Source organism: Nocardia sp. NPDC006630 (genome assembly GCF_040611495.1).
In the GTDB taxonomy this organism is placed as follows: Bacteria; Actinomycetota; Actinomycetes; order Mycobacteriales; family Mycobacteriaceae; genus Nocardia.
Genome location: NZ_JBEXOK010000003.1, coordinates 516,849 through 537,012, shown reverse-complemented (window position 1 = coordinate 537,012; position 20,164 = coordinate 516,849). Strand labels below are relative to the sequence as shown.

The 20,164-nt window shown below is 65.1% G+C and carries 25 protein-coding genes; 15 read left to right on the top strand and 10 right to left on the bottom strand.

What is annotated here, in order from left to right; translation table 11 throughout:
• Positions 1-3: 3 nt before the first annotated feature.
• The 4 genes from ABZX86_RS10610 (at position 4) to ABZX86_RS10595 (ending at position 2,259) form a co-directional block, all read left to right on the top strand.
• On the top strand, positions 4-210 hold the full coding sequence (locus tag ABZX86_RS10610; protein WP_355122154.1) for a helix-turn-helix transcriptional regulator: 207 nt from the start codon (positions 4-6) through the stop codon (positions 208-210).
• On the top strand, positions 210-1,178 hold the full coding sequence (locus tag ABZX86_RS10605) for an NAD(P)-dependent alcohol dehydrogenase (protein WP_355122152.1): 969 nt from the start codon (positions 210-212) through the stop codon (positions 1,176-1,178). The genes ABZX86_RS10610 and ABZX86_RS10605 overlap by 1 nt, the downstream gene beginning before the upstream one ends.
• Positions 1,179-1,349: 171 nt before the next feature.
• Positions 1,350-1,484, top strand: a complete 135-nt coding sequence (locus tag ABZX86_RS10600; RefSeq protein ID WP_327140032.1) for a hypothetical protein — start codon at positions 1,350-1,352, stop codon at positions 1,482-1,484.
• Positions 1,485-1,800: 316 nt separating this feature from the next.
• Positions 1,801-2,259 (top strand): ester cyclase, encoded by a 459-nt coding sequence (locus ABZX86_RS10595; protein ID WP_355122150.1) that lies wholly within the window; start codon positions 1,801-1,803, stop codon positions 2,257-2,259.
• Between the two features lie 15 nt (positions 2,260-2,274).
• Here ABZX86_RS10595 and ABZX86_RS10590 read toward each other — a convergent pair whose 3' ends face one another.
• Together ABZX86_RS10590 and ABZX86_RS10585 are read right to left on the bottom strand one after the other, a co-directional pair.
• Positions 2,275-2,835: a hypothetical protein gene (locus ABZX86_RS10590; RefSeq protein WP_355122148.1), complete on the bottom strand. Its 561-nt coding sequence runs from the start codon at positions 2,833-2,835 to the stop codon at positions 2,275-2,277.
• Positions 2,836-2,946: 111 nt separating this feature from the next.
• Positions 2,947-3,420 carry a MarR family transcriptional regulator gene (locus ABZX86_RS10585; RefSeq protein WP_355122146.1) on the bottom strand — a complete coding sequence of 158 codons (474 nt, stop codon included), beginning with the start codon at positions 3,418-3,420 and terminating at the stop codon, positions 2,947-2,949.
• Positions 3,421-3,505: 85 nt separating this feature from the next.
• Between ABZX86_RS10585 and ABZX86_RS10580 the strand changes: the two genes are divergently transcribed.
• The 7 genes from ABZX86_RS10580 (at position 3,506) to ABZX86_RS10550 (ending at position 8,184) form a co-directional block, all read left to right on the top strand.
• Positions 3,506-3,943, top strand: a complete 438-nt coding sequence (locus ABZX86_RS10580) for an SgcJ/EcaC family oxidoreductase (protein WP_355122144.1) — start codon at positions 3,506-3,508, stop codon at positions 3,941-3,943.
• 265 nt (positions 3,944-4,208) lie between these two features.
• Positions 4,209-4,385 (top strand): hypothetical protein, encoded by a 177-nt coding sequence (locus ABZX86_RS10575; protein WP_355122143.1) that lies wholly within the window; start codon positions 4,209-4,211, stop codon positions 4,383-4,385.
• A 265-nt stretch (positions 4,386-4,650) separates the two neighbouring features.
• Positions 4,651-4,881 carry a hypothetical protein gene (locus ABZX86_RS10570; protein ID WP_355122141.1) on the top strand — a complete coding sequence of 77 codons (231 nt, stop codon included), beginning with the start codon at positions 4,651-4,653 and terminating at the stop codon, positions 4,879-4,881.
• 161 nt (positions 4,882-5,042) lie between these two features.
• A complete protein-coding gene (locus ABZX86_RS10565) occupies positions 5,043-5,372 on the top strand; it encodes a metalloregulator ArsR/SmtB family transcription factor (RefSeq protein ID WP_355122619.1) in 330 nt (109 codons plus the stop codon).
• Positions 5,373-5,468: 96 nt separating this feature from the next.
• Positions 5,469-7,139 carry a SulP family inorganic anion transporter gene (locus ABZX86_RS10560; RefSeq protein ID WP_355122139.1) on the top strand — a complete coding sequence of 557 codons (1,671 nt, stop codon included), beginning with the start codon at positions 5,469-5,471 and terminating at the stop codon, positions 7,137-7,139.
• Complete coding sequence (locus tag ABZX86_RS10555; protein WP_355122137.1) at positions 7,136-7,519, top strand: DUF5313 family protein; 384 nt, start codon at positions 7,136-7,138, stop codon at positions 7,517-7,519. Before ABZX86_RS10560 ends, ABZX86_RS10555 begins: the two co-directional genes overlap by 4 nt.
• A gap of 404 nt (positions 7,520-7,923) precedes the next feature.
• The gene (locus ABZX86_RS10550) at positions 7,924-8,184 is read left to right on the top strand and encodes an SHOCT domain-containing protein (RefSeq protein ID WP_355122617.1); all 261 of its coding nucleotides are present in this window, start codon (positions 7,924-7,926) and stop codon (positions 8,182-8,184) included.
• Between the two features lie 80 nt (positions 8,185-8,264).
• Here the strand turns inward: ABZX86_RS10550 and ABZX86_RS10545 are convergent, their stop codons facing one another.
• Together ABZX86_RS10545 and ABZX86_RS10540 are read right to left on the bottom strand one after the other, a co-directional pair.
• On the bottom strand, positions 8,265-8,465 hold the full coding sequence (locus tag ABZX86_RS10545; RefSeq protein WP_355122135.1) for a three-helix bundle dimerization domain-containing protein: 201 nt from the start codon (positions 8,463-8,465) through the stop codon (positions 8,265-8,267).
• A 225-nt stretch (positions 8,466-8,690) separates the two neighbouring features.
• Positions 8,691-10,868 carry a malate synthase G gene (locus tag ABZX86_RS10540; RefSeq protein ID WP_355122133.1) on the bottom strand — a complete coding sequence of 726 codons (2,178 nt, stop codon included), beginning with the start codon at positions 10,866-10,868 and terminating at the stop codon, positions 8,691-8,693.
• Positions 10,869-11,067: 199 nt separating this feature from the next.
• Here ABZX86_RS10540 and ABZX86_RS10535 point away from each other — a divergent pair, with 199 nt between their 5' ends.
• From ABZX86_RS10535 to ABZX86_RS10525, 3 genes are read left to right on the top strand one after another with little or no spacing between them, the layout of a single operon-like run.
• Entirely contained in the window at positions 11,068-11,814 is a 747-nt protein-coding gene (locus ABZX86_RS10535) for an SDR family oxidoreductase (protein ID WP_355122131.1), read from the top strand.
• Complete coding sequence (locus ABZX86_RS10530) at positions 11,811-12,443, top strand: TetR/AcrR family transcriptional regulator (protein ID WP_355122129.1); 633 nt, start codon at positions 11,811-11,813, stop codon at positions 12,441-12,443. Before ABZX86_RS10535 ends, ABZX86_RS10530 begins: the two co-directional genes overlap by 4 nt.
• A 10-nt stretch (positions 12,444-12,453) precedes the next feature.
• Complete coding sequence (locus ABZX86_RS10525; protein WP_355122127.1) at positions 12,454-13,743, top strand: acyl-CoA dehydrogenase family protein; 1,290 nt, start codon at positions 12,454-12,456, stop codon at positions 13,741-13,743.
• A 24-nt stretch (positions 13,744-13,767) separates the two neighbouring features.
• Here the strand turns inward: ABZX86_RS10525 and ABZX86_RS10520 are convergent, their stop codons facing one another.
• The 5 genes from ABZX86_RS10520 to ABZX86_RS10500 form a co-directional block, all read right to left on the bottom strand.
• Positions 13,768-14,493 carry a hypothetical protein gene (locus tag ABZX86_RS10520; protein ID WP_355122125.1) on the bottom strand — a complete coding sequence of 242 codons (726 nt, stop codon included), beginning with the start codon at positions 14,491-14,493 and terminating at the stop codon, positions 13,768-13,770.
• A 138-nt stretch (positions 14,494-14,631) separates the two neighbouring features.
• Complete coding sequence (locus ABZX86_RS10515; protein WP_355122123.1) at positions 14,632-15,399, bottom strand: glucose 1-dehydrogenase; 768 nt, start codon at positions 15,397-15,399, stop codon at positions 14,632-14,634.
• 88 nt (positions 15,400-15,487) lie between these two features.
• Positions 15,488-16,156: a DUF305 domain-containing protein gene (locus tag ABZX86_RS10510; RefSeq protein ID WP_355122121.1), complete on the bottom strand. Its 669-nt coding sequence runs from the start codon at positions 16,154-16,156 to the stop codon at positions 15,488-15,490.
• Entirely contained in the window at positions 16,153-17,730 is a 1,578-nt protein-coding gene (locus ABZX86_RS10505; protein WP_355122615.1) for a hypothetical protein, read from the bottom strand. The genes ABZX86_RS10510 and ABZX86_RS10505 overlap by 4 nt, the downstream gene beginning before the upstream one ends.
• A 230-nt stretch (positions 17,731-17,960) precedes the next feature.
• Positions 17,961-18,242, bottom strand: coding sequence for a hypothetical protein (locus ABZX86_RS10500; RefSeq protein ID WP_327140004.1), 282 nt, complete (start codon positions 18,240-18,242; stop codon positions 17,961-17,963).
• A gap of 364 nt (positions 18,243-18,606) precedes the next feature.
• On the opposite strand from ABZX86_RS10500, the gene ABZX86_RS10495 reads away from it, so the two are divergent.
• The gene (locus ABZX86_RS10495) at positions 18,607-18,999 is read left to right on the top strand and encodes a hypothetical protein (RefSeq protein WP_355122119.1); all 393 of its coding nucleotides are present in this window, start codon (positions 18,607-18,609) and stop codon (positions 18,997-18,999) included.
• Positions 19,000-19,278: 279 nt separating this feature from the next.
• Here the strand turns inward: ABZX86_RS10495 and ABZX86_RS10490 are convergent, their stop codons facing one another.
• Positions 19,279-20,163: a 3-methyladenine DNA glycosylase gene (locus ABZX86_RS10490; RefSeq protein WP_355122117.1), complete on the bottom strand. Its 885-nt coding sequence runs from the start codon at positions 20,161-20,163 to the stop codon at positions 19,279-19,281.
• Position 20,164 lies beyond the last annotated feature (1 nt).

The following is a 20,164-nucleotide window of genomic DNA, read 5'->3' as shown; positions in this document are numbered from 1 at the left end:
AGGGTGACCAATAACATTCGGGCCCTGCGCTTCTCGCGCGGTGAGATGACCCAGGCCGAACTGGCCGACCGTCTCGGCATTACGCGGCAGACCGTCATCGCCATCGAACAGGGCAAATATTCGCCGTCGCTCGAGGTGGCGTTCCAGATCGCCAGGGTGTTTCGCGCATCGCTGAACGAGGTTTTCGAATACCCGGAAGAAGAATCCTGATGAAAGCCATTGTGCAACAGGCGTACGGCTCCACCGAGATGCTCTCCTACGCGGACGCGCCGATGCCGGTGATCGGCCCGGACGGCGTCCTCATCCGGGTGCGATCCGCGGGTGTGGATCCCGGCGTGTGGCACATGATGACCGGACTGCCGCTGGCCGGGCGGCTGGTGCTGGGAGTGCGCAAGCCCAAGGTCGCCATTCGCGGCTGGGATGTGGCGGGCATTGTCGAGGGCGTCGGCGCGCAGGTGACCCGATTCCGGCGCGGCGATGCGGTCTTCGGGACCACCGATGGGTCTTTCGCCGAATTCGCCTGCGCCCCAGAGCAGAAGCTTCAGATCAAGCCCCCGAATCTGAGCTTCGAGGAGGCGGCGGCACTGCCGGTGTCCGGTACCACCGCGCTCACCGGGCTGCGGGATGTCGGCCGTATCCGGGCCGGGCAGCGCGTGCTGGTCATCGGTGCGGGCGGCGGTGTCGGGCACCTGGCGGTGCAGCTGGCCAAGCACTTCGGTGCGGAGGTGACCGGGGTGTGCAGCGCGGCCAAGGCGGAGTTCGTCACAGGGCTGGGCGCCGACCACATCATCGACTACACCGCTGAGAAGCTCAGCGGCAGTTACGATCTCATCCTCGATATCGCGGGCGGGCGATCGCTGTCCGAACTGCGCGCGCTGCTCACTCCCGCCGGAACCCTGGTGCTCGGCGGCGGCGAAGGCGGTGGCCGGATACTCGGCAGCACCGAGCGCTCGATTCGCGCGCTGTTCGTCACCCCCTTCCTCCGGCAGCGGCTCCGCGGCCTGCTGTCCCTGCCCAAGCCCGAATCCCTCTCTGTACTAACGGAACTCGCCGGAGCGGGCGCGGTGATTCCGAAGATCGACCGCACCTTCGCACTGTCCGACGCCGCCGCGGCGGTCGACTACCTGGTCACGGCGCACCCGTGCGGGAAGGTCGCGCTCACCATCGGGGCCGATTAAGCAGCGCGACACTCGGGCAGAATGACTGTGATATTTCTGAGAATCTGGCAGTGAATCAGCTACGAGTACGCCGACTTGCCGCAGCGGACAACGTGTCGCGGCCGAGCGCCTGCTTGTCTGTATTTCGACGCGGCCCACGGCCGTCTTCGAAATAACCGATAGGAGATGGACATGCAGAACTTCGCAACCAATCTTGGAACGATCGGGTATGACGTGCTGTCGATCGGACAGGGGATGGTGTCACTGTTCGGCGACGTCGTCGGAATGGGCGGCACCGGCGGCGCCGGGCAGTACCCGCTGAGCTGATCCCGCACCCGTGCGGACTGTCCCCCCGATTTCCCATGGGCCGGTGGTGAATGCACCTCGTGCGCCGTGTATTTCGCCGCTCCGGCGCAGGCCGACGTGCCGTCGGGGCCAGCGGTTCCGGACACGGCGAACCCCTCCACCGTGCGCGCGGCGGAGGGGTTCGTTGTCCCTATCGGATCCCGGCCAGTAGGCCGCCGCTGTGCCTGCCGCCGTACCGAACTGGTCGAGTTGACAACTCTTACGTTGTAAGTCAAAGTAGTGCACAACGAAGAACTCTTACGACGTAAGAGTGTGAGAGATCGAGCGGGAGATAGTCATGAGCACCACGATTGCGGACAACAAGGCCACCATCACCTCGTTCATCAACGCGCTCAACGAGGGCATCGACGGGACCGCTACGGACTGGATCGCCTACCTGTCTCCACAGGTCATCGACCACAACCAGATCATCTTCGGCGAAGCGGACGAGCCGGGGGCGGCCATCGAGGGGTTCCGGCAGCAGTTGGCGGCCTTCAGTAATACCGATGACGGGGAGGGTGGGATTCTGATTCAGGATCTGATGGGTGAGGACGGGCGGGTGATGGCTCGGCTGCGGGTGGTGGGTAAGCACACCGGTGCGCATGCGCGGATGCCCGAGCCGACCGGCCGTAGCTGTGATGTCGAGCAGATTTGGGTGTTCACACTGGTCGAAGGACGGATTGCCGAGATCCGCGCGGTCAGTGACCGGCTGGGTATGTTCCTGCAGCTGGGCTGGGACTGGCCGACGGTCGACTGATCGCGACAGGAGCGATCAGGCGGCGGGATCGATGAAGTGGTCGAAGGTGAACCAGGGCCCTCCGAGTGGGGTGTAGCGGTCGCCGACCAGGGCCCTCGCGGGCAATTCGGGTGCCGAACCGCTCGGAATGTAGGCGAAGCCGTCGGGGCCCAGACCCGAGCCGGCCAGGCTGAAGGTGCAGCCCTCGGGGGTTTTGCGAATGTAATCGAAGGTGTAGAGCCCGATTCGGGTATCGGAGCGGGTGTCCGCACAGGCGGCGGCCGCCTTCTCCAGGGCGGGACGGGACATTCGCCAGCCGAGGTCCTGCGGTATCTGCAGGACCAGCAGCGCTGCCGTCAGCACGATGAGCGCGGGCGCCAGCACGCTGAGTAGGTATGTGCGATAAGCGATTCCGCCTATAAGGGCGAGCATGAGCCAGATCACGCCCAGGACCAGCAGCCCGCCGCCGGCGTAGAGCAGCGCGGTGAGGGCGTCACTGCGGGTGGCGAATGCCCACAGCAGCCCGAGACAGCACACCGCGATCAGGAGCAGCGTCGCGACCATCGCGAACACCCAGCCGAGCGATGTGTTGTGCATCGGCTGGGGGTACGCGGGTGAGGGGAGGGCGGTCACGAGTGTCCATCTTGCCCGATTAGTCAGGTTTCCCGGGCACGTGCCGGACCGGCCCGTGGGTTCGGATGGGTGCTCTTACGGCGGTGCGGTGTTCGACTCTGGGGTGAAGCGGTGTTCCTCGGCTGCTTCGGTCAGCCGTGTGAGGAATTCTGCGACACTTTCGAGCTGATCGGCCTCGTACTCACCGAGTACGGCAGAGAGGGCCTGTTCGTGTGCGTCGAACATGCCTCCCACTCGCGTGAGCGCATCGGGGTCGGCTGTGACGATGACCTTGCGCCGATCGGTGTTGTCACGTTCCCGTCGGAGGTAGCCGCGCTCCTCGAGTCGATCGAGCACCCCGGTGATGGTGCCGGAGGTCACGCCGGTTGCACGGGCGATCTCGCCTGCGGTCCGAGAGCCCTCCAGCCCGAGGAGATTGAGGACTTCACTCTCCGTGGCGTTCAGTCCGAGAGCCGAGGCCGCCTGCTGGCTGTAGACAACGATGTGGATCGCGAGAAGTCGCAGCTCGCGGGCGATGCGCTCAGCGACATCGTGGGTGGACCCAGACATAACGTGTTCCGCTCCTCGCATTTACTTCGGAAATCCGAGATACTTGTTTTGCAGAGATAAATCTACGCTGCGACTTGGAGGAACCATGAACGCCACTCAGCAGACCGACCCGAACGCTGACCTCTCGGCGATCCGCGCCGTGTTCGGGGATCTGTCCGATACCTGGGGCAGGGGTGACGCCGCCGGCTTTGCGGCGCTGTTCACCCAGGATGCGCAGTACACGACCAACTTCGGCCTTACCCTGCAGGGGCGAGCGCAGATCGAGCAGGGGCACCGTTACGTCTTCGAGGGCCCGCACCGCAGTGCGGAACTCGTGCTTCTGTTCGGAGAGGAGCCGCAGATCCGTCTCGTACGTCCCGACGTGGCCATCGTGCTGATCGGCGGTGGGACCAGTGACGGTGGTGAGGTTTCGTCACGCGAGAACAGCACGCGGTCCACACTCACGTACGTGATGCTGCGAGAGCCGACCGGCTGGCGCATCAGCATGTTTCAGAACACCCGGCGCACACCGATCCCGGCCTGATCCACTTGCGGCCGTTGCTGATTCCGCCGCGAGTCCTCGGGCTCGCCGAAGAATGCCCCTGCCTTCCGAAGGGATTCGATCGGAGGATCTGAACTGGCGTTTCGGGGTTGAGCGCGGAGTGTGTCGGTACCGCCTGGCAGTATTTGCCCGTAGGGCGGGACGGAGGTTCCCGAGTCTTGAAAGATGGTTGGGGACATCGCAATTCACCGTTAGTTCAAATTCGCGCAGCGCATGGTGTTCGTCGGTAGCGCAGCTGTGGACGGAGATGTCGCCGAGTTCGACCAGCGCCGAGTGGGACACTTCCGGAGCGATCTTGCTGGCGGGATTCGACGGGAGCGGTGGCACCGTGCACCTGATGGCCTACGACGCGCAGTACGGCCATGCCGGCCCGATCGGCGCACCGGATCTCGCCTGTGAGCCGTTCCGCAACCAGAACTCCTAGCGCGAAATCTGGGTTGATCTCGGGTAATGAACGATGCCGGTTGCGGATCGGTCGGCGATGATCTCGGCCACGCGAGCGGCGGTGTCGGGGAGCCTTCCTCCTGTCTCGGAGGGTCAATGGTCACATTCGGGCCGTTGACCTGCTGAGGCGAGTAATCTACTAGTTGCTAAGATTAGAAAGTAATATCGGTCGCTCCAGTGGCGTACCGGGTTGGTGACCGCATGCCGCCTCGTCGAGGTGGCATCCATCGAGAAAGAAGTGACCGATGTCCGCAATTGCCCGACTCGAAAGCACTATCTGCCATCTCGAACTGCCCGAACTCGCCGGCGCCACGGTATCGGCGCACGCTGTCGTGCAAACCCTCGATCCCAGCTCCTTGGCTGTCGTAGCGTTCTGCGGCCGCAACTCCCAGATCATCGAGGACGCTATTCGGGATCAGCACTACGACACCAAGGGCATCACCGCCACCGGTGGAATCATCACCGTCACCATCTGACCGGCGGGCGCGACGGCGCCTGGCACACACTGTGCCCGGCGCCCAGCGTTCGGCCGATGGGCGACAGGAGTGTCGCGATAAATGTACTGTTTGCTGAACTACGCAATCAGCGGGCCGGTTCCCGTGCCGCCGCTGGGCTTTCGAGGGAAGGGTGGCGTGCCATGCCGGGGTTGAGCAGGCCGCTGTATCAAATGAAAGCCGATTTCTTCAAGACGCTGGGTCATCCCATCCGGATCCGGGTGCTGGAGCTGCTCAGTGAACGCGAGTACCCGGTCTCGGAGATGTTGGAAGAGATCGGCGTGGAAGCGGCGAATCTGTCGCAGCAGTTGTCCATTCTGCGTCGAGCCGGGTTGGTGGTCGGTCGCAGGGAAGGTTTGTCGGTCACCTACGAACTGACCTCTCCGCAGGTTGCGGAGTTGCTGGCGGCTGCCCGAGCGATCCTCACCGGAGTGGTGGCCGGGCAGGCCGAAGCATTGGAAGAGTCTGCCTGAGGAGCACTTCCTGCGCACTCCCCGGTGCTGCTTGTTCTGCACTGATTGCAGACTTTCATAACTAAAGAACTAGTAGTTCAGTATCGGAGTAGATCAGTGACCGACCAATCCCACGCCGTAGTGACCGTGCGGGCACTTCTGCCGAGTTGGTCGGAGTGGAGACCGGCGATCCGCGCTCCCGGCGCAGACCTGTTGTCGGGGTTGATCGTTGCCTTGATCGCATTGCCGCTGGCGCTGGGTTTCGGCATCAGCTCGGGCATGGGTGCGGCGGCCGGGCTGGCCACCGCCGTGGTCGCGGGTGTGGTTGCCGCGGTGTTCGGCGGCTCACGTTTTCAGGTGTCGGGTCCGACCGGCGCGATGACCGTGGTGCTGGTGCCGATCTTCCATCGGTTCGGGAGCAGTGGAGTGCTGACGGTGGGGCTGCTGGCGGGCGTTGTGCTCGTGGTGCTTGCGATTGCCGGGGTCGGCCGGGCGGTGCGATACATGCCGGCCCCGGTGATCGAGGGATTCACCGCCGGTATCGCGGTGGTCATTGCGCTGCAACAGTTTCCGGCGGCGCTCGGGGTCGCGCACGTCCACGGTGACAAGGTGTGGCAGTCGGGATTCGACGCTGTGCGGCAATACTTTTCGCATCCGAATCACATATCCCTGGCGACCGCGCTGATCGTGGCCGTGATCGTGCTGGCCGGCGGGCGGTATCTGCCGAAACTGCCGTTCGCGCTGCTCGCGGTCGCCCTCACGACCATTGTCGCGCGAATCTTCGGGCTCGATCTGACGCTCATCGGGGCGATCCCCTCCGGATTGCAGGCTCCCACAATAGGATTCGTGCATCTCGAGCAGCTGGAGTCGCTGCTGGCGCCCGCGCTGGCGGTGGCCGCGCTCGCCGCGCTGGAATCGCTGCTGTCGGCCACGGCTGCCGACGCGATGGCGGTGGGCACCCGTCACAATCCCGACCGCGAACTGCTCGGGCAAGGCCTGGCAAATATCGCCGCACCACTGTTCGGTGGAGTGCCTGCCACCGGCGCGATCGCCCGCACCGCCGTGAATGTGCGCGCCGGTGCGCGCACCAGACTCGCGGCGCTGACGCACGCGGTGGTGCTGGCCGCGATCATCTACCTGGCCGCCTCGCTGGTCGCGGATATCCCTGTCGCCGCGCTGGCCGGGGTGCTGCTGGCCACCACCGTCCGCATGGTGGAGACGGCGTCGCTGGCGGCGATCGCCCGCGCCTCGAAAGGTGATGCGCTCATCATGGTCGTGACCTTCGCGGTCACCGTCGCGCTCGACCTGGTGACCGCCGTCGCGGTCGGTGTCGGTATCGCGGTGCTGCTGGCGGTGCGGGTGATCGCGAAAGAGGCTCGACTGCACCAGGTCCCACTCGATGACTCCGATCACCTGGTCGAGGAACACGCCCTGCTGGACGAGCACATCGTGGCCTACCGCCTCGACGGGCCGCTGTTCTTCGCCGCCGCCCACCGCTTCCTGCTCGAGCTGGCCGAGGTGTCGGACGTGCGGGTGGTCATCCTGCGCATGTCCCACATCAGCGCCCTCGACACCACCGGAGCGCTGGTGCTCAAGGACGCGATCGGCAAACTCGAACACCGGGGCATCACCGTCCTCATGTCCGGGCTGCGCGCCGACCATCGTCAGTGCCTGGCCGCGATCGGAGCGCTGCCGGGCGGCGGTCACGCACCCCTGTTCGACCACACCCCCGATGCCATCGCGCTCGCCCGCGAATACGCATCCCACCCCGCAGGAGCCACCCTATGACGACCGGCCGCACCACACCGACACTCGCCCAACGGATTCGCTATGTCGGGGGCGGGCCGCTGCCCGCATCCATGCGTGCGTGGGTGGTCAAGGATCTGACCGGCCCCGGAGCCACGCGCCGGTACCTGCTGCGCATGCTCCTCCCGGTCATCCCGCCACTCTGCTTATTCCTGCTGATCCCGGGTCCGCTATGGATGGGATTGGCGATGATGGCGCTGCTCTATCTGCCGCTGATCTATTTCACGACCGCGCTCATGAATGTGTTCCGCCGTGCCCGCCTCACCAAGCACGGCCTCGACCCCGCCCTGGCGGATGTGCGCCACCGCGAGCGGTCCGCCGGCGAGCGCGCAGCCTATGAACGCCGACATGGCCGCGCCTGAAGCATTGTCGGCCACCATATTCGGAGGAGAATCGCCATGCGAGTGACACCGTTCCACCGGCTCCGCGGGCGCATTCTGCGGTGCTTCGACTGCGGTCTGCTGTGCCGGACCTCTGCTCTCGCACCAGGATCGCGGGCCTGCCCTCGATGCGAGGCGCCCATACTCGTGATCGTCAGCACCGGCACGGCCTTCTCCCCGAGCGTCCGGTAGCTGATCTCCCGCGTCGTTGTCCGCATCGCGGGACCATGGCTGGTTCGTGTGCCATGGTCACATTCGGGCCATTGGTATATGCCCTGAAGGGCCATCTCCTCTGCTGCGGGTGCCGCTGCCCGGCGCACAGTGAGGATGCACCGTCGGTTCAGGCCCGCCGGGCCGAATCGCACTGTGAAGGAGGCACTGTCGTGATGTTCTGGTACAACCACGATATGGGCGGCTGGGGATACGCCGGGATGGGTCTCGGGATGCTGCTGTTCTGGGGGCTGCTGATTGTGGGAACGGTTTTCCTGATCCGGATGACCGCTGACGGCTATCGCGATGTGGCCACTCGGCAGGTGCTGATGCCCGCGGAAGAGGTTCTGGCACAACGCTTCGCGCGCGGCGATATCGACGAGAAGGAGTACGCGGACCGCGTTGCGACACTTCGCGCGCACTCCACGACAGCTTAGGTTCTCGCACGTACAACGATCGACAAGAAGACCGCCATGCCCGACCAGACCGTTCCCGTGGTCCGCAGTCCGAGCTCGATTCAGTTTCTCGAGGCGGCCGCCAGTTCGATGTTCGCGCGGCGTTCTATCGGCAGGGGTATGAAGACCCGAATTCTGGCATCCGCGAAAGAATCTCGGGCGTGAGCAACGATCGCTGCCATGACAGTTGGTGACACTTCGGGATGGCGTTCAGCGAGTCTTTCCAGCGTGACCTGGATCTGACTGTTCTCGTCGTTTCGCATGCCTCCATGGTTCTCGGCCGGCCGGCGGCACAACAGAGCACTTGTTCCCGATCATGAGCTCACCTGTATCCGCGCCCGAGTCCTGTTCATCGGAGGCGTGAACGCGTTACCTTCGTAATCTCCGCTGATTCCAGGTATGAACGAGGCCCCGCTCCGGGGTGTCCGGTGCGGGGCCTCGAGTAGAAAAGAGCTGCTAGGAGCTATTTTTCAGGGGTCGGCAGCGCGCTACTTGCACGCCTCCTTCGCCTCGCGGCGACGACGGTGCAGGATGGGCTCGGTGTAGCCGTTGGGCTGCTTGGTGCCCTCGAACACCAGTTCCTTGGCCGCCTGGAAGGCGATCGAACCCGCGAAATCGGGGGCCATGGCGCGGTAGTTCGAGTCACCGGCGTTCTGGTGGTCGACGACCGGGGCCATGCGCTGCAGGCTCTCGAGCACCTGCTCCTCGGTCACGATGCCGTGGCGCAGCCAGTTGGCCACCTGCTGGCTGGAGATGCGCAGGGTTGCGCGGTCCTCCATGAGGCCGATGTCCTTGATATCGGGCACCTTCGAGCAGCCGACGCCCTGATCGATCCAGCGCACCACGTAGCCGAGGATGCCCTGGGAGTTGTTGTCCAGCTCCTGCTGCTTCTCCTCGGCGGACCAGTTGGTGTCCTGCGCCAGGGGGATCTCCAGGATCTGATCGACAGTGGCGCGCGGGCCGCCCTTGGCGATCTCGGCCTGCCGCTTGAACACATCCACCAGGTGGTAGTGGGTGGCGTGCAGCGTGGCGGCGGTCGGCGACGGCACCCAGGCGGTGTTCGCGCCGGCCTTGGGGTGGCCGATCTTCTGGACCAGCATGTCGGCCATCAGATCGGGCATGGCCCACATGCCCTTGCCGATCTGCGCCTTACCGGGCAGGCCGGCGGCGATGCCGGTGTCGACATTCCAGTCCTCGTAGGACTTGATCCACTGCTGCGACTTCATATCGGCCTTGCGGACCATCGGCCCGGCCTCCATGGAGGTGTGGATCTCATCGCCGGTGCGGTCCAGGAAGCCGGTATTGATGAAGACCACGCGGTCCTTGGCGGCATGGATGGACGCCTTCAGGTTCACCGTGGTGCGGCGCTCCTCGTCCATGATGCCGACCTTGAGGGTGTTGGGGGTCAGGCCCAGCACGCCCTCGATGCGGCCGAACAGCTCGCTGGTGAAGGCGACCTCGTCCGGGCCGTGCATCTTCGGCTTCACGATGTAGACCGAGCCGGTGCGGGTATTCGACACGCGCGCTTCGCCGTTCAGCGCGTGCTTGGCGATGAGCGAGGTGACGAGGCCGTCCAGGATGCCCTCGGGCACCTCATTGCCCGCCGCGTCGATGATCGCGTCGGAGGTCATCAGGTGACCGACATTGCGGACGAACAGCAGCGAACGGCCGTGCAGCACCAGATCGGAACCATCGAGCGCGGTGTACACGCGATCGGGGTTCATGGTGCGGGTGAAGGACTTGCCGCCCTTCGACACCTCTTCGGACAGATCGCCCTTCATCAGGCCGAGCCAGTTGTGGTAGCAGAGGACCTTGTCCTCGGCGTCCACGGCGGCGACCGAATCCTCGAAGTCCATGATCGTGGTGATCGCGGACTCCAGCACGACGTCCTTGACGCCGGCATCGTCGGTCGAGCCGACCGGCGACGAGGGATCGATCTGCAGTTCGATGTGCAAACCGTTGTGCTTGAACAGGATCGAGGTCGGGGCCTCGGGGGTACCGAGGTAACCGACCAGCGCATCGGCATCGGCCAGGCCGATATCGGTGCCGTCCTCGAGGGTGACCTCGAGCTCGCCGTCGACGATGGCGTACTTGCTGGTGCCCAGGTGCGATCCGGTGATCAGCGGCAGCGCGTCGTCGAGGAAGTTACGGGCCCACTCGATGACCTTGTCGCCGCGAACCTTGTTGTAGCCCTTGCCCTTTTCCGCGCCATTGGCCTCGGAGATGGCGTCGGTGCCGTACAGGGCGTCATACAGCGAGCCCCAGCGCGCGTTCGCCGCATTGATGGCGAAGCGGGCGTTCATGACCGGAACCACGAGCTGCGGGCCCGCGGTGATGGCGATTTCGGCGTCCACGTTCTCGGTACCGATTTGGAAATCGGCCGGTTCGGGACGCAGGTAGCCGATCTCGGTGAGGAACTGCTTGTAGGCAGCCTTGTCGTAGCCGGCGCCGGGGTTAGCGCGGTGCCACTCGTCGATCTTGGCCTGGATGTCGTCGCGTTCTGCGAGCAGAGCACGGTTACGGGGGGCGAGGTCGTTGATAACGGCCTCGGCACCCGACCAGAACGCGGCGGAGTCTACGCCGGTACCGGGAAGAGCCTCGTTCTCCACGAAATCGTGAAGGACGCGCGCGACCTGGAGTCCGCCGACCTGAATCCGCTCTGTCATCTACTGCCTCGTTTCGAGAAAGCCGGGTGGGCTGTGATGTTCGGGAAAAAGTACGCCTGTCATGTTACTCGCGGGTACCCGTCGGGATTTCGCGGTACCGGTGTTTCGGTGTCCTGCGGCGGGTCTTGATTGTATCGCCCGGTACATTTAATGTACTGATCGGAACATTTCCGGGGTCGAGCACATGAAGGTGTCGCGCATGGGAAACACGCTGTCCGGCAAGGTTGTCGCGGTCACCGGCGGTAGCCGGGGGCTCGGCCGGGAGATGGTGCTGGCCTGCGCGGACGCCGGTGCGGACGTGGTGATCGCCAGTCGCAAGTTCGACGCATGTGACGTACTCGCCACTGAAGTACGGGAGAAATACGGGCGGCGGGCGCTGCCGGTGGCCTGCAATGTGGGGGAGTGGGCGCACTGCGAGGCCCTGGCCGAGGCCGCCTATACGGAGTTCGGGCAGGTCGACGTGCTGATCAACAATGCCGGCATGTCGCTGCTGTATCCGAGCCTGGATCAGGTTTCCGAGGCCATGTTCGACAAGGTGATCGCCACCAATCTCAAGGGACCGTTCCGGCTGTCAGCGCTGATCGGGGCGCGCATGGCGGCGGCGGGCTCGGGATCGATCATCAATATCTCCTCGATCGAGGCGGCCAAGCCCGAACCGATGGCCGTGCCCTATGCGGCCGCCAAGGCCGGTCTGGAGGCGCTGTCGAGCGGGCTCGCGCAGACCTATGGCCCGGCGGTGCGGGTGAACACCATTCGCTGCGGGGCCTTCGATACCGATATCGCCAAGGCGTGGCCGCGGGCGATGCGCGACTACCTCACCCAGCACAATGCGCTCGGGCGGATCGGCGCACCGGCCGACATCGTCGGCGCGGCGCTGTTCTTCGCCTCCGATGCCTCGGCCTTCTGCACCGGCGCGACGCTCGTCCTGGACGGCGGGTGGCGATGACCGAGGTACCCGCCCGCCGGCGCGGACGGCCACCGGCCTCGGAATCGAATCCGGTGCAGACCCGCGAGCGGATTGTGCGGGCGGCGCTGGAACTGTTCGCGGAGAAAGGATTCCACGCCACCAGCGTCGGCGAGATCGGCGATCGGGCCGGGATTCAGCGTGGGGCGCTGTACTACCACATCGGGTCCAAGGAGGAATTGCTCTTCCAGATCCGGCGCGGTTACACCCAGCTCATGCTCGAGGCCGCGGCCGGTATCGCCGAGACCGGCGATGCGCCGATGGACAAGCTGCGCAAGCTGATTCGCACTCACGTGCGGCTCATTCTCGAACACCGGCACGAGGTCACCATCGCCCTGCGCGACGCCGGTGCGCTGACCGGCGAACGCAATGCCGATCTGCAGGAACTACGGGACGGGATCCAGCGCAGCTGGCAGCGGGTCTTCGACGAGGGTCATGCGGCGGGCGTCCTGCGGACCGCTGATCACGTCGTCACCAAAAGCGTTGTGGCCATGCTCAATATGACCAGTTCCTGGTACCACCCCGAGGGCGAGTACACGCCCGATCAGATCGCCGACATTCTCATCACCACCATCCTCGACGGTGTCACTACACCGGCCGGAATCAAGTGAAAGGCTGACCATGGCTTGGGATTTCGAGACCGACCCGGAATATCAGAAGAAACTGGACTGGGTCGCGGAGTTCGTCCGGACCGAGGTGGAGCCGCTGGATCTGCTCTACCCGAATCCCTACGACCGGCAGAACCCGGAGATCCGGGCGCTCATGAAACCGCTACAGGAGCAGGTCAAAGCGCAGGAGCTGTGGGCCTGCCATCTCGGGCCCGAGCTCGGCGGACCCGGCTACGGTCAGCTGAAACTCGCCCTGCTCAACGAGGTGCTCGGCACCTCGCAGTGGGCGCCGCTCGTTTTCGGTTGTCAGGCACCCGATTCCGGCAATGCGGAGATTCTCGCGCACTTCGGCACCCCGGAGCAGAAGTCGAAGTACCTGGAGCCTTTGCTCGCCGGTGAGATCGGCTCCTGCTACGTCATGACCGAACCCACCGGTGGTTCCGATCCGACGTCCTTCAAGACCCTCGCCGTTCGTGACGGCGACTCGTGGGTTATCAACGGCGAGAAGTGGTTCAACTCCGCGGCCGCCTACGCCACCTTCCATATCGTGATGGCGGTGACCGATCCCGAAGCCGCACCGCATCAGCGACTCTCGATGTTCATCGTCCTCGCCGACACCCCCGGCCTGGAGATCGTCCGCAACTTCACCGTGCCCGGCTTCAGCGATACCGAAGGCCACCTGCGCTTCACCGATGTGCGCATCCCCGCCGACAGCCTGCTCGGCGCCGAGGGGCTCGGTTTCGTCGTCGCGCAGACCCGCCTCGGGGGCGGGCGTGTGCACCACGCTATGCGCACGGTTGCCCTGGTGCGCAAGGCTTTCGACATGATGTGCGAGCGCGCCGTCTCCCGGCCCATGCGCAAGGGTGTGCTCGGCGGCCTGCAGCTGACGCAGGAGAAGATCGCCGAATCGTGGATCGAGATGGAGCAGTTCCGGCTGCTGGTCCTGCGCACAGCCTGGCGCATCGACAAGGAGCAGGACTACCGCAAGGTGCGCCACGATATCGCCGCCATCAAGGTGGCCATGCCCAAGGTCATGCACGATATCGCCCAGCGGGCCATGCACCTGCACGGCGCCATCGGCGTCAGCACCGATCTGCCGTTTGTCGACATGATGAACTACGCTCAGGTCATGGCGATCGCCGATGGTCCCACCGAGGTGCACAAGATCACCCTCGCCAAGGAGGTCCTCAAGACCTACGCGCCCGGAGATCCGGTGTACCCCAGCGGTTATCGGCCCGCGCTTCGTGAGGCGGCGCGGGATTTGGTGGCTCGCCGCCTGGAACACGCCGTCGGCAACCTGTAGGCGCCGAATGCGTTCGCGCGCGGGCTATTCCGCGCGCGGCTCGATCCACAGGGCCTCGGCGAGCGCGCAGAGTTCACCCTCGGCGGTCGAAAGCGCTACGCCCACCGTGTGTTTGCGACCATCGCGGTCGATCGGCCAAGCGTGTGAGATGTATTCGGTCCCGGCGAACATCGGGCGCAGCTGCCTCGCCGTCAGGGCCGCGGTGAACGCGCCCATGCCCATCTCGGAGTAGACCCATGCGGCAATGCCGCCCGGGCAGTCGAGCGCGGACCACACCGTCTCGGGCGGCAGTTCGCCGTTCTCCCCGGCCAGACCCGCATCAGGGGTCCATGCCGCCGCCATGACACGTCGCTCCCGGATGCCCCAGGCGAACAGGCGTAAGCCGCGTCCGGGCGGGCAGGCGACACCGCAGCCGTAGCAGTCGGTGACCCGGCGCTCGGGAGCGGACAGTGCCCGTGCGGTCGCGGCTCTGGCCTCGGAGAGAGGCGGGGCCGGAACCGCATCGATGCTCAGCATCGACGGTGTGGCTTCGACCAGCAGCGTGCCGTCCGGTGCCAGCAGGCTCGCGCCCTCGTCCTCGGTGGTGAGCACCACCGGGGTCAATACCGACACGGCTCGCCGAAAGTCCACCCGGAGCGTGTCCCCGGTGGCCCGCGCGGCCAGCATGCCTGCCACGTACCCGCCGAATGCCAGGTCAGGGTATCCGTGAATATGTTCGGGGATGGTCTGCGTATCGAGAGGAATCGTCATACTGCAGCAGTCCTCCCGCATCGCGACATTGATCAACACTTCGACGATAACGCCGCCGCTGCCCGCCGAGCACGCGAGATTCGCACGAGTGAGAAGTTCCACAGCCGCTGTCGATGCGGGCCCGGCGAAGGGTGCGGGTCAGCCGACGTTTGCGCTGCCGCCGTGAATGTTCATCTTCTGGCCGGTGATGTATTCGGCCTGCGGGGAGACCAGGAAGCGGACCATATTCGCAATGTCCTCGGGGCGGCAGACGCGGCCGAAGGGGGAGTTCTCGTCCAGCTTGCGGATATCGGTGATGCCGGTGACGGCCTTCACCAGGCGTCTGCCCATATCGGTGTCGACCAGGCCGGGCGCCACGACATTGACACGAATACCGTTGTCGCGCTCTTCTTTTGCGAGAGTGAACGCGAGGGCCTCCAGGGCGGCCTTGGCCATCGTGTACGGCGCTCCACCCGGTGCGAAGCCCAGGGAGGCGACGCTGGAAATCATGATGATGTCGCCGCGCGGGCGTGAACGCATGGAAGGCAGGACCAGCCGCGAGACGTGATGTGCGCCCAGCGCGTGCGTGGCCATGACGCGCAGCAACTCATCGGGATTGGTGTCGGCGACAAAGCGGCCGCGGCTGGCAATGCCGGCATTGTTGACGAGGATGTCGATATGGCCGAACTCGTCGATGACGTGGTCCACCATGCGCTCGTCGTCCTCGACCGAATCCACGCTGGCCTGCACCGCGATCGCGCGGCGGCCCAGTTTCTCGATCGCTGCCACCGTTTCGGCGGCGGCCTCTGCGTCGGAGCGGTAATTCACCGCGATATCCGCGCCGTCCTCCGCCAATGCCAGCGCGATGGCGCGCCCGATCCCGCGGCCGCTACCGGTCACCAGTGCGACGCGTCCCTCTGAACTCATTCCGCCGACGATACCCATGGCGCACACTTTCTTTCGAGGAGACGTCCGGGACTTCCGGCGCAGTATCACAGTGCGCGCACTGTGCCGTTCACGCGAGCGGCTGGGCGCCGCGCTGGGCCAGCAGCACTGTCATGATGCCCGCCTCCTGGGACTGCGCGGTGATCATGGCGCGGGCGGTCTCCTTGACCGGACCGGAGGCCACCTGCTTGTCGGCGGCCTGGGCCATGGCAACGCCGCCGCGGTGGTGGCGCAGCATCAGTTGCAGGAAAAGGGTTTCGGCGGCGGAACCGCGCGCGGTGGCGAGGGCGTCGAGTTCGGCCAGGGTGGCCATGCCGGGCATGGTGACGCCCGCCGTCGATGCGGTGCCGGTGGGCATATTCATGCCCGAATGGTCAGTGCCGCCGGGCATTCCGGTGCTGTGCATCCAGGACATCGGATGCGGATTGCTGGGGGAGGCATTGGCCAGGCGCAGCCAGCCGAGCATGGTGCCGATCTCCATGCGCTGGCTGTCGGAGATCTGCTGTGCCAGTTGGCGAATGGCCGGATCGGCGGCCGGGTCCAGGCGCTGCACGATGATCAGCGCTTGCTCATGGTGCGCCATCATGTCCTGCGTGAAGCCGATCTCGGTCGGGTTCAATACCGGCGGCGCGGACTGACTGTCGGGAATGAGGAACGGGCGCAGCAGCATTCCGCTGACACACAGCAGCAGGGCGAGCGCGGCCAGACCGACCGCGCGCATCCAGCGATTGCCCGTCACGAGCCCACCACGGAATGCTGATCATCGGGCGGGGTGTACACATCGTTGCCGAGTTGCAGCACCATGAAACCGTTGTCATTGCAGCTGGTCCAGAGCTGGCTGCCGTGCCACTCGGGCGGGGCGAAGCACCAGTCGGTGGACAGATCACCGAAGGCGATCTCACCGGTGCGCGACGAAAGTGCCTGGGTGGGATCGAATTTGCCTTCCAGGATGGCCCGAGCGGCGGCGGGGAACTGCAGCAGCGGGGGACCGATGATCGAAGCGAGCGCATGCGGGGAGTTCCACAGTTCGAGATTGCGGCCCTTGCGTGCGGGCGGGTTGTAGTAGGCGATCTCCTTGGCGTGGAACGGATCACGCACATCGAAGACGCGGATGCCGGACTCCTCCCAGCCGCAGGCCAGGGCCGTCGGATTATCCGGGCGGTCGGCCGCGCAGTAGTGCGCGTCGTAGGAGAACACCGAACCGCCCATGGACGAGGCCAGCCCCGAATCCAGGTTCTCCTGGAGTTCGATCTGCAGTTTGATCTTCGAAACGACCTTGGGATTGGTGTCATCGGAGATATCGATGAGCTTCACGCCGCCGGCGCCGGCCTCGTCCACCGTGAACAGGAACGGCTTCCCGTCGTAGGTGACCGGAATGCTGTGCTGGGTCGCGATGCCGTCCGTCCAGAAGACCCGGCCGATGTGATTGACCTGCGGATTCGGATCGCGCCGCTGGACCGCGCTGATATCGAGGGTGGTGAAACCGCCCAGCGCCGAGAGGTACATGCGATTGCCGTCGGGGCTGATGCCGAAGCCATGCGCTTCGATACCGGTGAGGCCCTGCCAGATCACGTGCGGATTGGCGGCATCGGTGAGATCGACCGCGCTCACGAAGCCGGGGGCGATGCCGGAGGCCCAGTAGGTATTGCCGTCCGGTGAGAATCCGCCCTCATGGGTCGTGATCGGCAGCGGCATGAGCAGATTCGTGCCCGCGCCCGCATTCAGGAGTCGTGGATGCGCGCAATCGGAGATGTCGTAGACCGACAGATACCCCGCGCCCTCGCCGACGGGAACACCGGTGCCCACCAGGAGCTTTCGCACCGGATTGACCTTGAGCGACTCCCAGGTGCCCGCGAGCATGGCGGGTTCGGTGAGATTGCCGGTCAGTACCGGATTGGCCGGATCGGAGACATCCAGGACCTGTACGCCCTGCGCGGGCCCGAGAATATTGCCCGGGAACATCGATCCGGTGTACGAGCAGTGGTCATAGGTGGCCGAGGTGATGCCCGCGCCGCGGCCGACGTAGCCGCCCACCAGCGACATATTGCACCGGTAGCCGAGCGTGCTGCGGCCGCTGTTGCGGTCGTCTGCGGGCACATCACCCTGCATGCCGGTCTCCGGCAGCGAGTCCGGGCCGCAGTCCGCCCGCGGTACCGATGTCCGCCCCACATCGAAGAACTGCTGCACCTGATTCTGGATATCCGATTGCAGATCCGCCTGCGCGCCGGTCACCGGGAGCATGGCTCCGCACATGAACGCGGCTGTCAGCAGGATCGCCGGTTTGAACCGCCGTACTTCCGAGAACCGCCACATTGCGGTGCCCCCCATTCCCTCAGAGCAGCTATGCCGATGACCAGCACAGTCAGGTGCCCGGAGTGGTCTCGGTTACATCTCGGAACCGTAATCCATGAACTGACCGCTCGGTAGGGTTCGCCACGGAAATCAAGATCACCCGCTCGAATTGGCGGATTCTGTCAAACACCCGGCGAATGGGCATCCGCCGCCGACCTGCCTTGCCGCCGCCTCCGTCCGCGGCGCCCGGGTCAGTATTCGGTCTGCTCCAGCGCGTACTTGCGCAGTCGGCCCTTGATCACGGCTATCAGGGTGAGAACGAAGCCGGCGCCGATGCTCGTTATGACGAACGAGATGAGGAAGCATTCGATCCAGATCGAGCGGGGGCCACCGTATTTCGCATTGGGGGAGTTCCAGATGGTCGCACCGGCGCTGTGCACGATCAAGCCGCCGAGCGAGAGCGCGATCAACCAGTTGATGAAAACGAACAGTCTCGCGGTGAAGAAGACGATCCGCTGATTGGGTGTCAGCAAATACCTGTCGTGCGTCCAGTCATGCGAAGGGTCTTCTAGTTCCTCTCGTGGTTCCCGCTCGTACGGTTCCCTGACTGCTGTTCGAGTGCCATGTGGCTGACGCGTCACTAATTGCTCGCTCTCACTTCAGATCTGCCCGTGTGGAGACGTGCCATCTCCGTCTCCGGAGCCTTCGGTTGTCGGTCGACATGAGAAGTCCCAACCTGATCGCTCCCGAGTGAGTGCGAGGATCGTATCCAGCGCAACGGCTTTCGTGTGTGGACTCGCAAGAATGCGGGAGATGCCACATTGTCGCCGCATCGGCGGGGGTGTGATGATCTTGATTGGGGGCAGGACGTCTCTTCGGTTCTACAGAGAAGAAAACATGCGAAAACTGATTACGGTTGCTGTTGCCATCGCGGTAGCGACTGGGGGCGCGGCGGCAACGGCCGACGCGGGAGTGAATGAGGAAGCCGCATTGAAGGCGGCACTCGCCGACTGTCGTGGGCACATTGCCGAGCGGTACTGGGTGTACGGCTGGGTGACTACCGCAGGTGGTCCCCGGGAAAGCTCTTTCCACGCGTACCTGACCGCCGATGAGAGCGCTGATCCCGAAGCGGACGGGACGCTGGTGACGGTTGATTTTCCTGCGTGGAACAGAGGACTTCAGCAGGGCGACGTGTTCCACGCGGAGGTATCCATCGTCGGGGATGGATATGACGGTCCCAATGTCTTGATGGGCTCGCTCGACAAGCCCGAGGTTGTCGGTCACCGCTAGCCGAGGGAGCTGTGCGCCTGCTTCCGGCGGGCTGCGCGGGTGCGGGCAGCTACGGCTGCCCGCACGCCGCCTCGTTTGCCCGGGTCTACTGCTTCAACAGCGTGGCGACCTGGATGTCCGGCTGAATCCGGACCACATCCAGGTGCCAGGCAGGTTCTGCAATATGCCGAGCCCGGCATTGGAAACGGGTGCGGGCGCGGCGGCGCGAAAGCGCAGTGTCATGACATCTCCCCTGTAGTGAAATTCCTCCCACGGACCAGGGTGCCACCGCGCGGTGAGTTACGCCACGTCTATCAACGCCTGGCAGGCGGTCAGCAATCGCTGTCGAAGGGTTTCGCCGCGGGCGGCGATCTCGACCTGGCGGCGGACGTATTCGGCACGGCCCGAAGGGGTTTCGATACGGATGGGTTCGTATCCGTAGTCGGAGAGGTTGTAGGGGCTGGCCTTCATATCGAGTTCGCGGGCGGCGCAGGCCAGTTCGAAGCAGTCGAAGAGCAGATCGGAGGCGATGAGGGGGGTGAGTTTGAAGCCCCATTTGTAGAGGTCCATATTGGCGTGCAGGCAGCCGGGTTGTTCGCGGTGCTCCTGGGTTTCACGGGTCAGGGGCTCGATATTGAGGGGGATCGCTTCGGGGGTGAAGAAGCGGAAGGCGTCGAAGTGGGTGCAGCGCAATTGCATTGATTCGACGACGGCGTCGGTGCCCGCGTGGCCGAGGCGGAGGGGGACCTGCTGGTGGCGGACGTCGTCGGTGCGGTAGACCATGGCCCACTCGTGCAGGCCGAAGCAGGACAGTTGAGCGGGGCGGGTCGCCGTGGCCGAGAGCAGGCGGGCGACAAATTCGATGGTGTCGCGGCGCTTCTGGAGGAAGGCCGGGTCTGCCGTCCATGCGAGGGTATCGGGGGAATCGCCTGGAACCCGGTGGTAGCCACGGGCTTCCGAATAGTCGGCACCGTCGGCCAGCGCCACCCCGAAGCCGGGATGCCAGCGTCTGAGCTGTGCGGGCTTATTGCCGTAATAGGTGAACAGGAAGTCGATGACCGGATGTTTCGCCCCGACGGCCCGCTGCTGGAGATACGGGCCCACGAGCACGTCGACCCGTTCCCGGTGTGCGGCGGCTCGCGCCCGCCAGTCGGCGGGCGCGAGCACTGGGAGATCGGCAAGCACG

What these genes read in the sequence shown, in the direction of transcription:
- ABZX86_RS10595 (WP_355122150.1), top strand. Translation starts at nt 1,801, where the DNA reads ATGAGCACCACGATTGCGGACAACAAGGCCACCATCACCTCGTTCATC.
- ABZX86_RS10505 (WP_355122615.1), bottom strand. Translation starts at nt 17,730, where the DNA reads ATGTGGCGGTTCTCGGAAGTACGGCGGTTCAAACCGGCGATCCTGCTG.
- ABZX86_RS10590 (WP_355122148.1), bottom strand. Translation starts at nt 2,835, where the DNA reads ATGCACAACACATCGCTCGGCTGGGTGTTCGCGATGGTCGCGACGCTG.
- ABZX86_RS10605 (WP_355122152.1), top strand. Translation starts at nt 210, where the DNA reads ATGAAAGCCATTGTGCAACAGGCGTACGGCTCCACCGAGATGCTCTCC.
- ABZX86_RS10575 (WP_355122143.1), top strand. Translation starts at nt 4,209, where the DNA reads ATGTCGCCGAGTTCGACCAGCGCCGAGTGGGACACTTCCGGAGCGATC.
- ABZX86_RS10540 (WP_355122133.1), bottom strand. Translation starts at nt 10,868, where the DNA reads ATGACAGAGCGGATTCAGGTCGGCGGACTCCAGGTCGCGCGCGTCCTT.
- ABZX86_RS10530 (WP_355122129.1), top strand. Translation starts at nt 11,811, where the DNA reads ATGACCGAGGTACCCGCCCGCCGGCGCGGACGGCCACCGGCCTCGGAA.
- ABZX86_RS10570 (WP_355122141.1), top strand. Translation starts at nt 4,651, where the DNA reads ATGTCCGCAATTGCCCGACTCGAAAGCACTATCTGCCATCTCGAACTG.
- ABZX86_RS10550 (WP_355122617.1), top strand. Translation starts at nt 7,924, where the DNA reads ATGTTCTGGTACAACCACGATATGGGCGGCTGGGGATACGCCGGGATG.
- ABZX86_RS10545 (WP_355122135.1), bottom strand. Translation starts at nt 8,465, where the DNA reads ATGCGAAACGACGAGAACAGTCAGATCCAGGTCACGCTGGAAAGACTC.
- ABZX86_RS10565 (WP_355122619.1), top strand. Translation starts at nt 5,043, where the DNA reads ATGCCGGGGTTGAGCAGGCCGCTGTATCAAATGAAAGCCGATTTCTTC.
- ABZX86_RS10600 (WP_327140032.1), top strand. Translation starts at nt 1,350, where the DNA reads ATGCAGAACTTCGCAACCAATCTTGGAACGATCGGGTATGACGTGCTG.
- ABZX86_RS10525 (WP_355122127.1), top strand. Translation starts at nt 12,454, where the DNA reads ATGGCTTGGGATTTCGAGACCGACCCGGAATATCAGAAGAAACTGGAC.
- ABZX86_RS10580 (WP_355122144.1), top strand. Translation starts at nt 3,506, where the DNA reads ATGAACGCCACTCAGCAGACCGACCCGAACGCTGACCTCTCGGCGATC.
- ABZX86_RS10585 (WP_355122146.1), bottom strand. Translation starts at nt 3,420, where the DNA reads ATGTCTGGGTCCACCCACGATGTCGCTGAGCGCATCGCCCGCGAGCTG.
- ABZX86_RS10520 (WP_355122125.1), bottom strand. Translation starts at nt 14,493, where the DNA reads ATGACGATTCCTCTCGATACGCAGACCATCCCCGAACATATTCACGGA.
- ABZX86_RS10515 (WP_355122123.1), bottom strand. Translation starts at nt 15,399, where the DNA reads ATGAGTTCAGAGGGACGCGTCGCACTGGTGACCGGTAGCGGCCGCGGG.
- ABZX86_RS10535 (WP_355122131.1), top strand. Translation starts at nt 11,068, where the DNA reads ATGGGAAACACGCTGTCCGGCAAGGTTGTCGCGGTCACCGGCGGTAGC.
- ABZX86_RS10555 (WP_355122137.1), top strand. Translation starts at nt 7,136, where the DNA reads ATGACGACCGGCCGCACCACACCGACACTCGCCCAACGGATTCGCTAT.
- ABZX86_RS10495 (WP_355122119.1), top strand. Translation starts at nt 18,607, where the DNA reads ATGCGAAAACTGATTACGGTTGCTGTTGCCATCGCGGTAGCGACTGGG.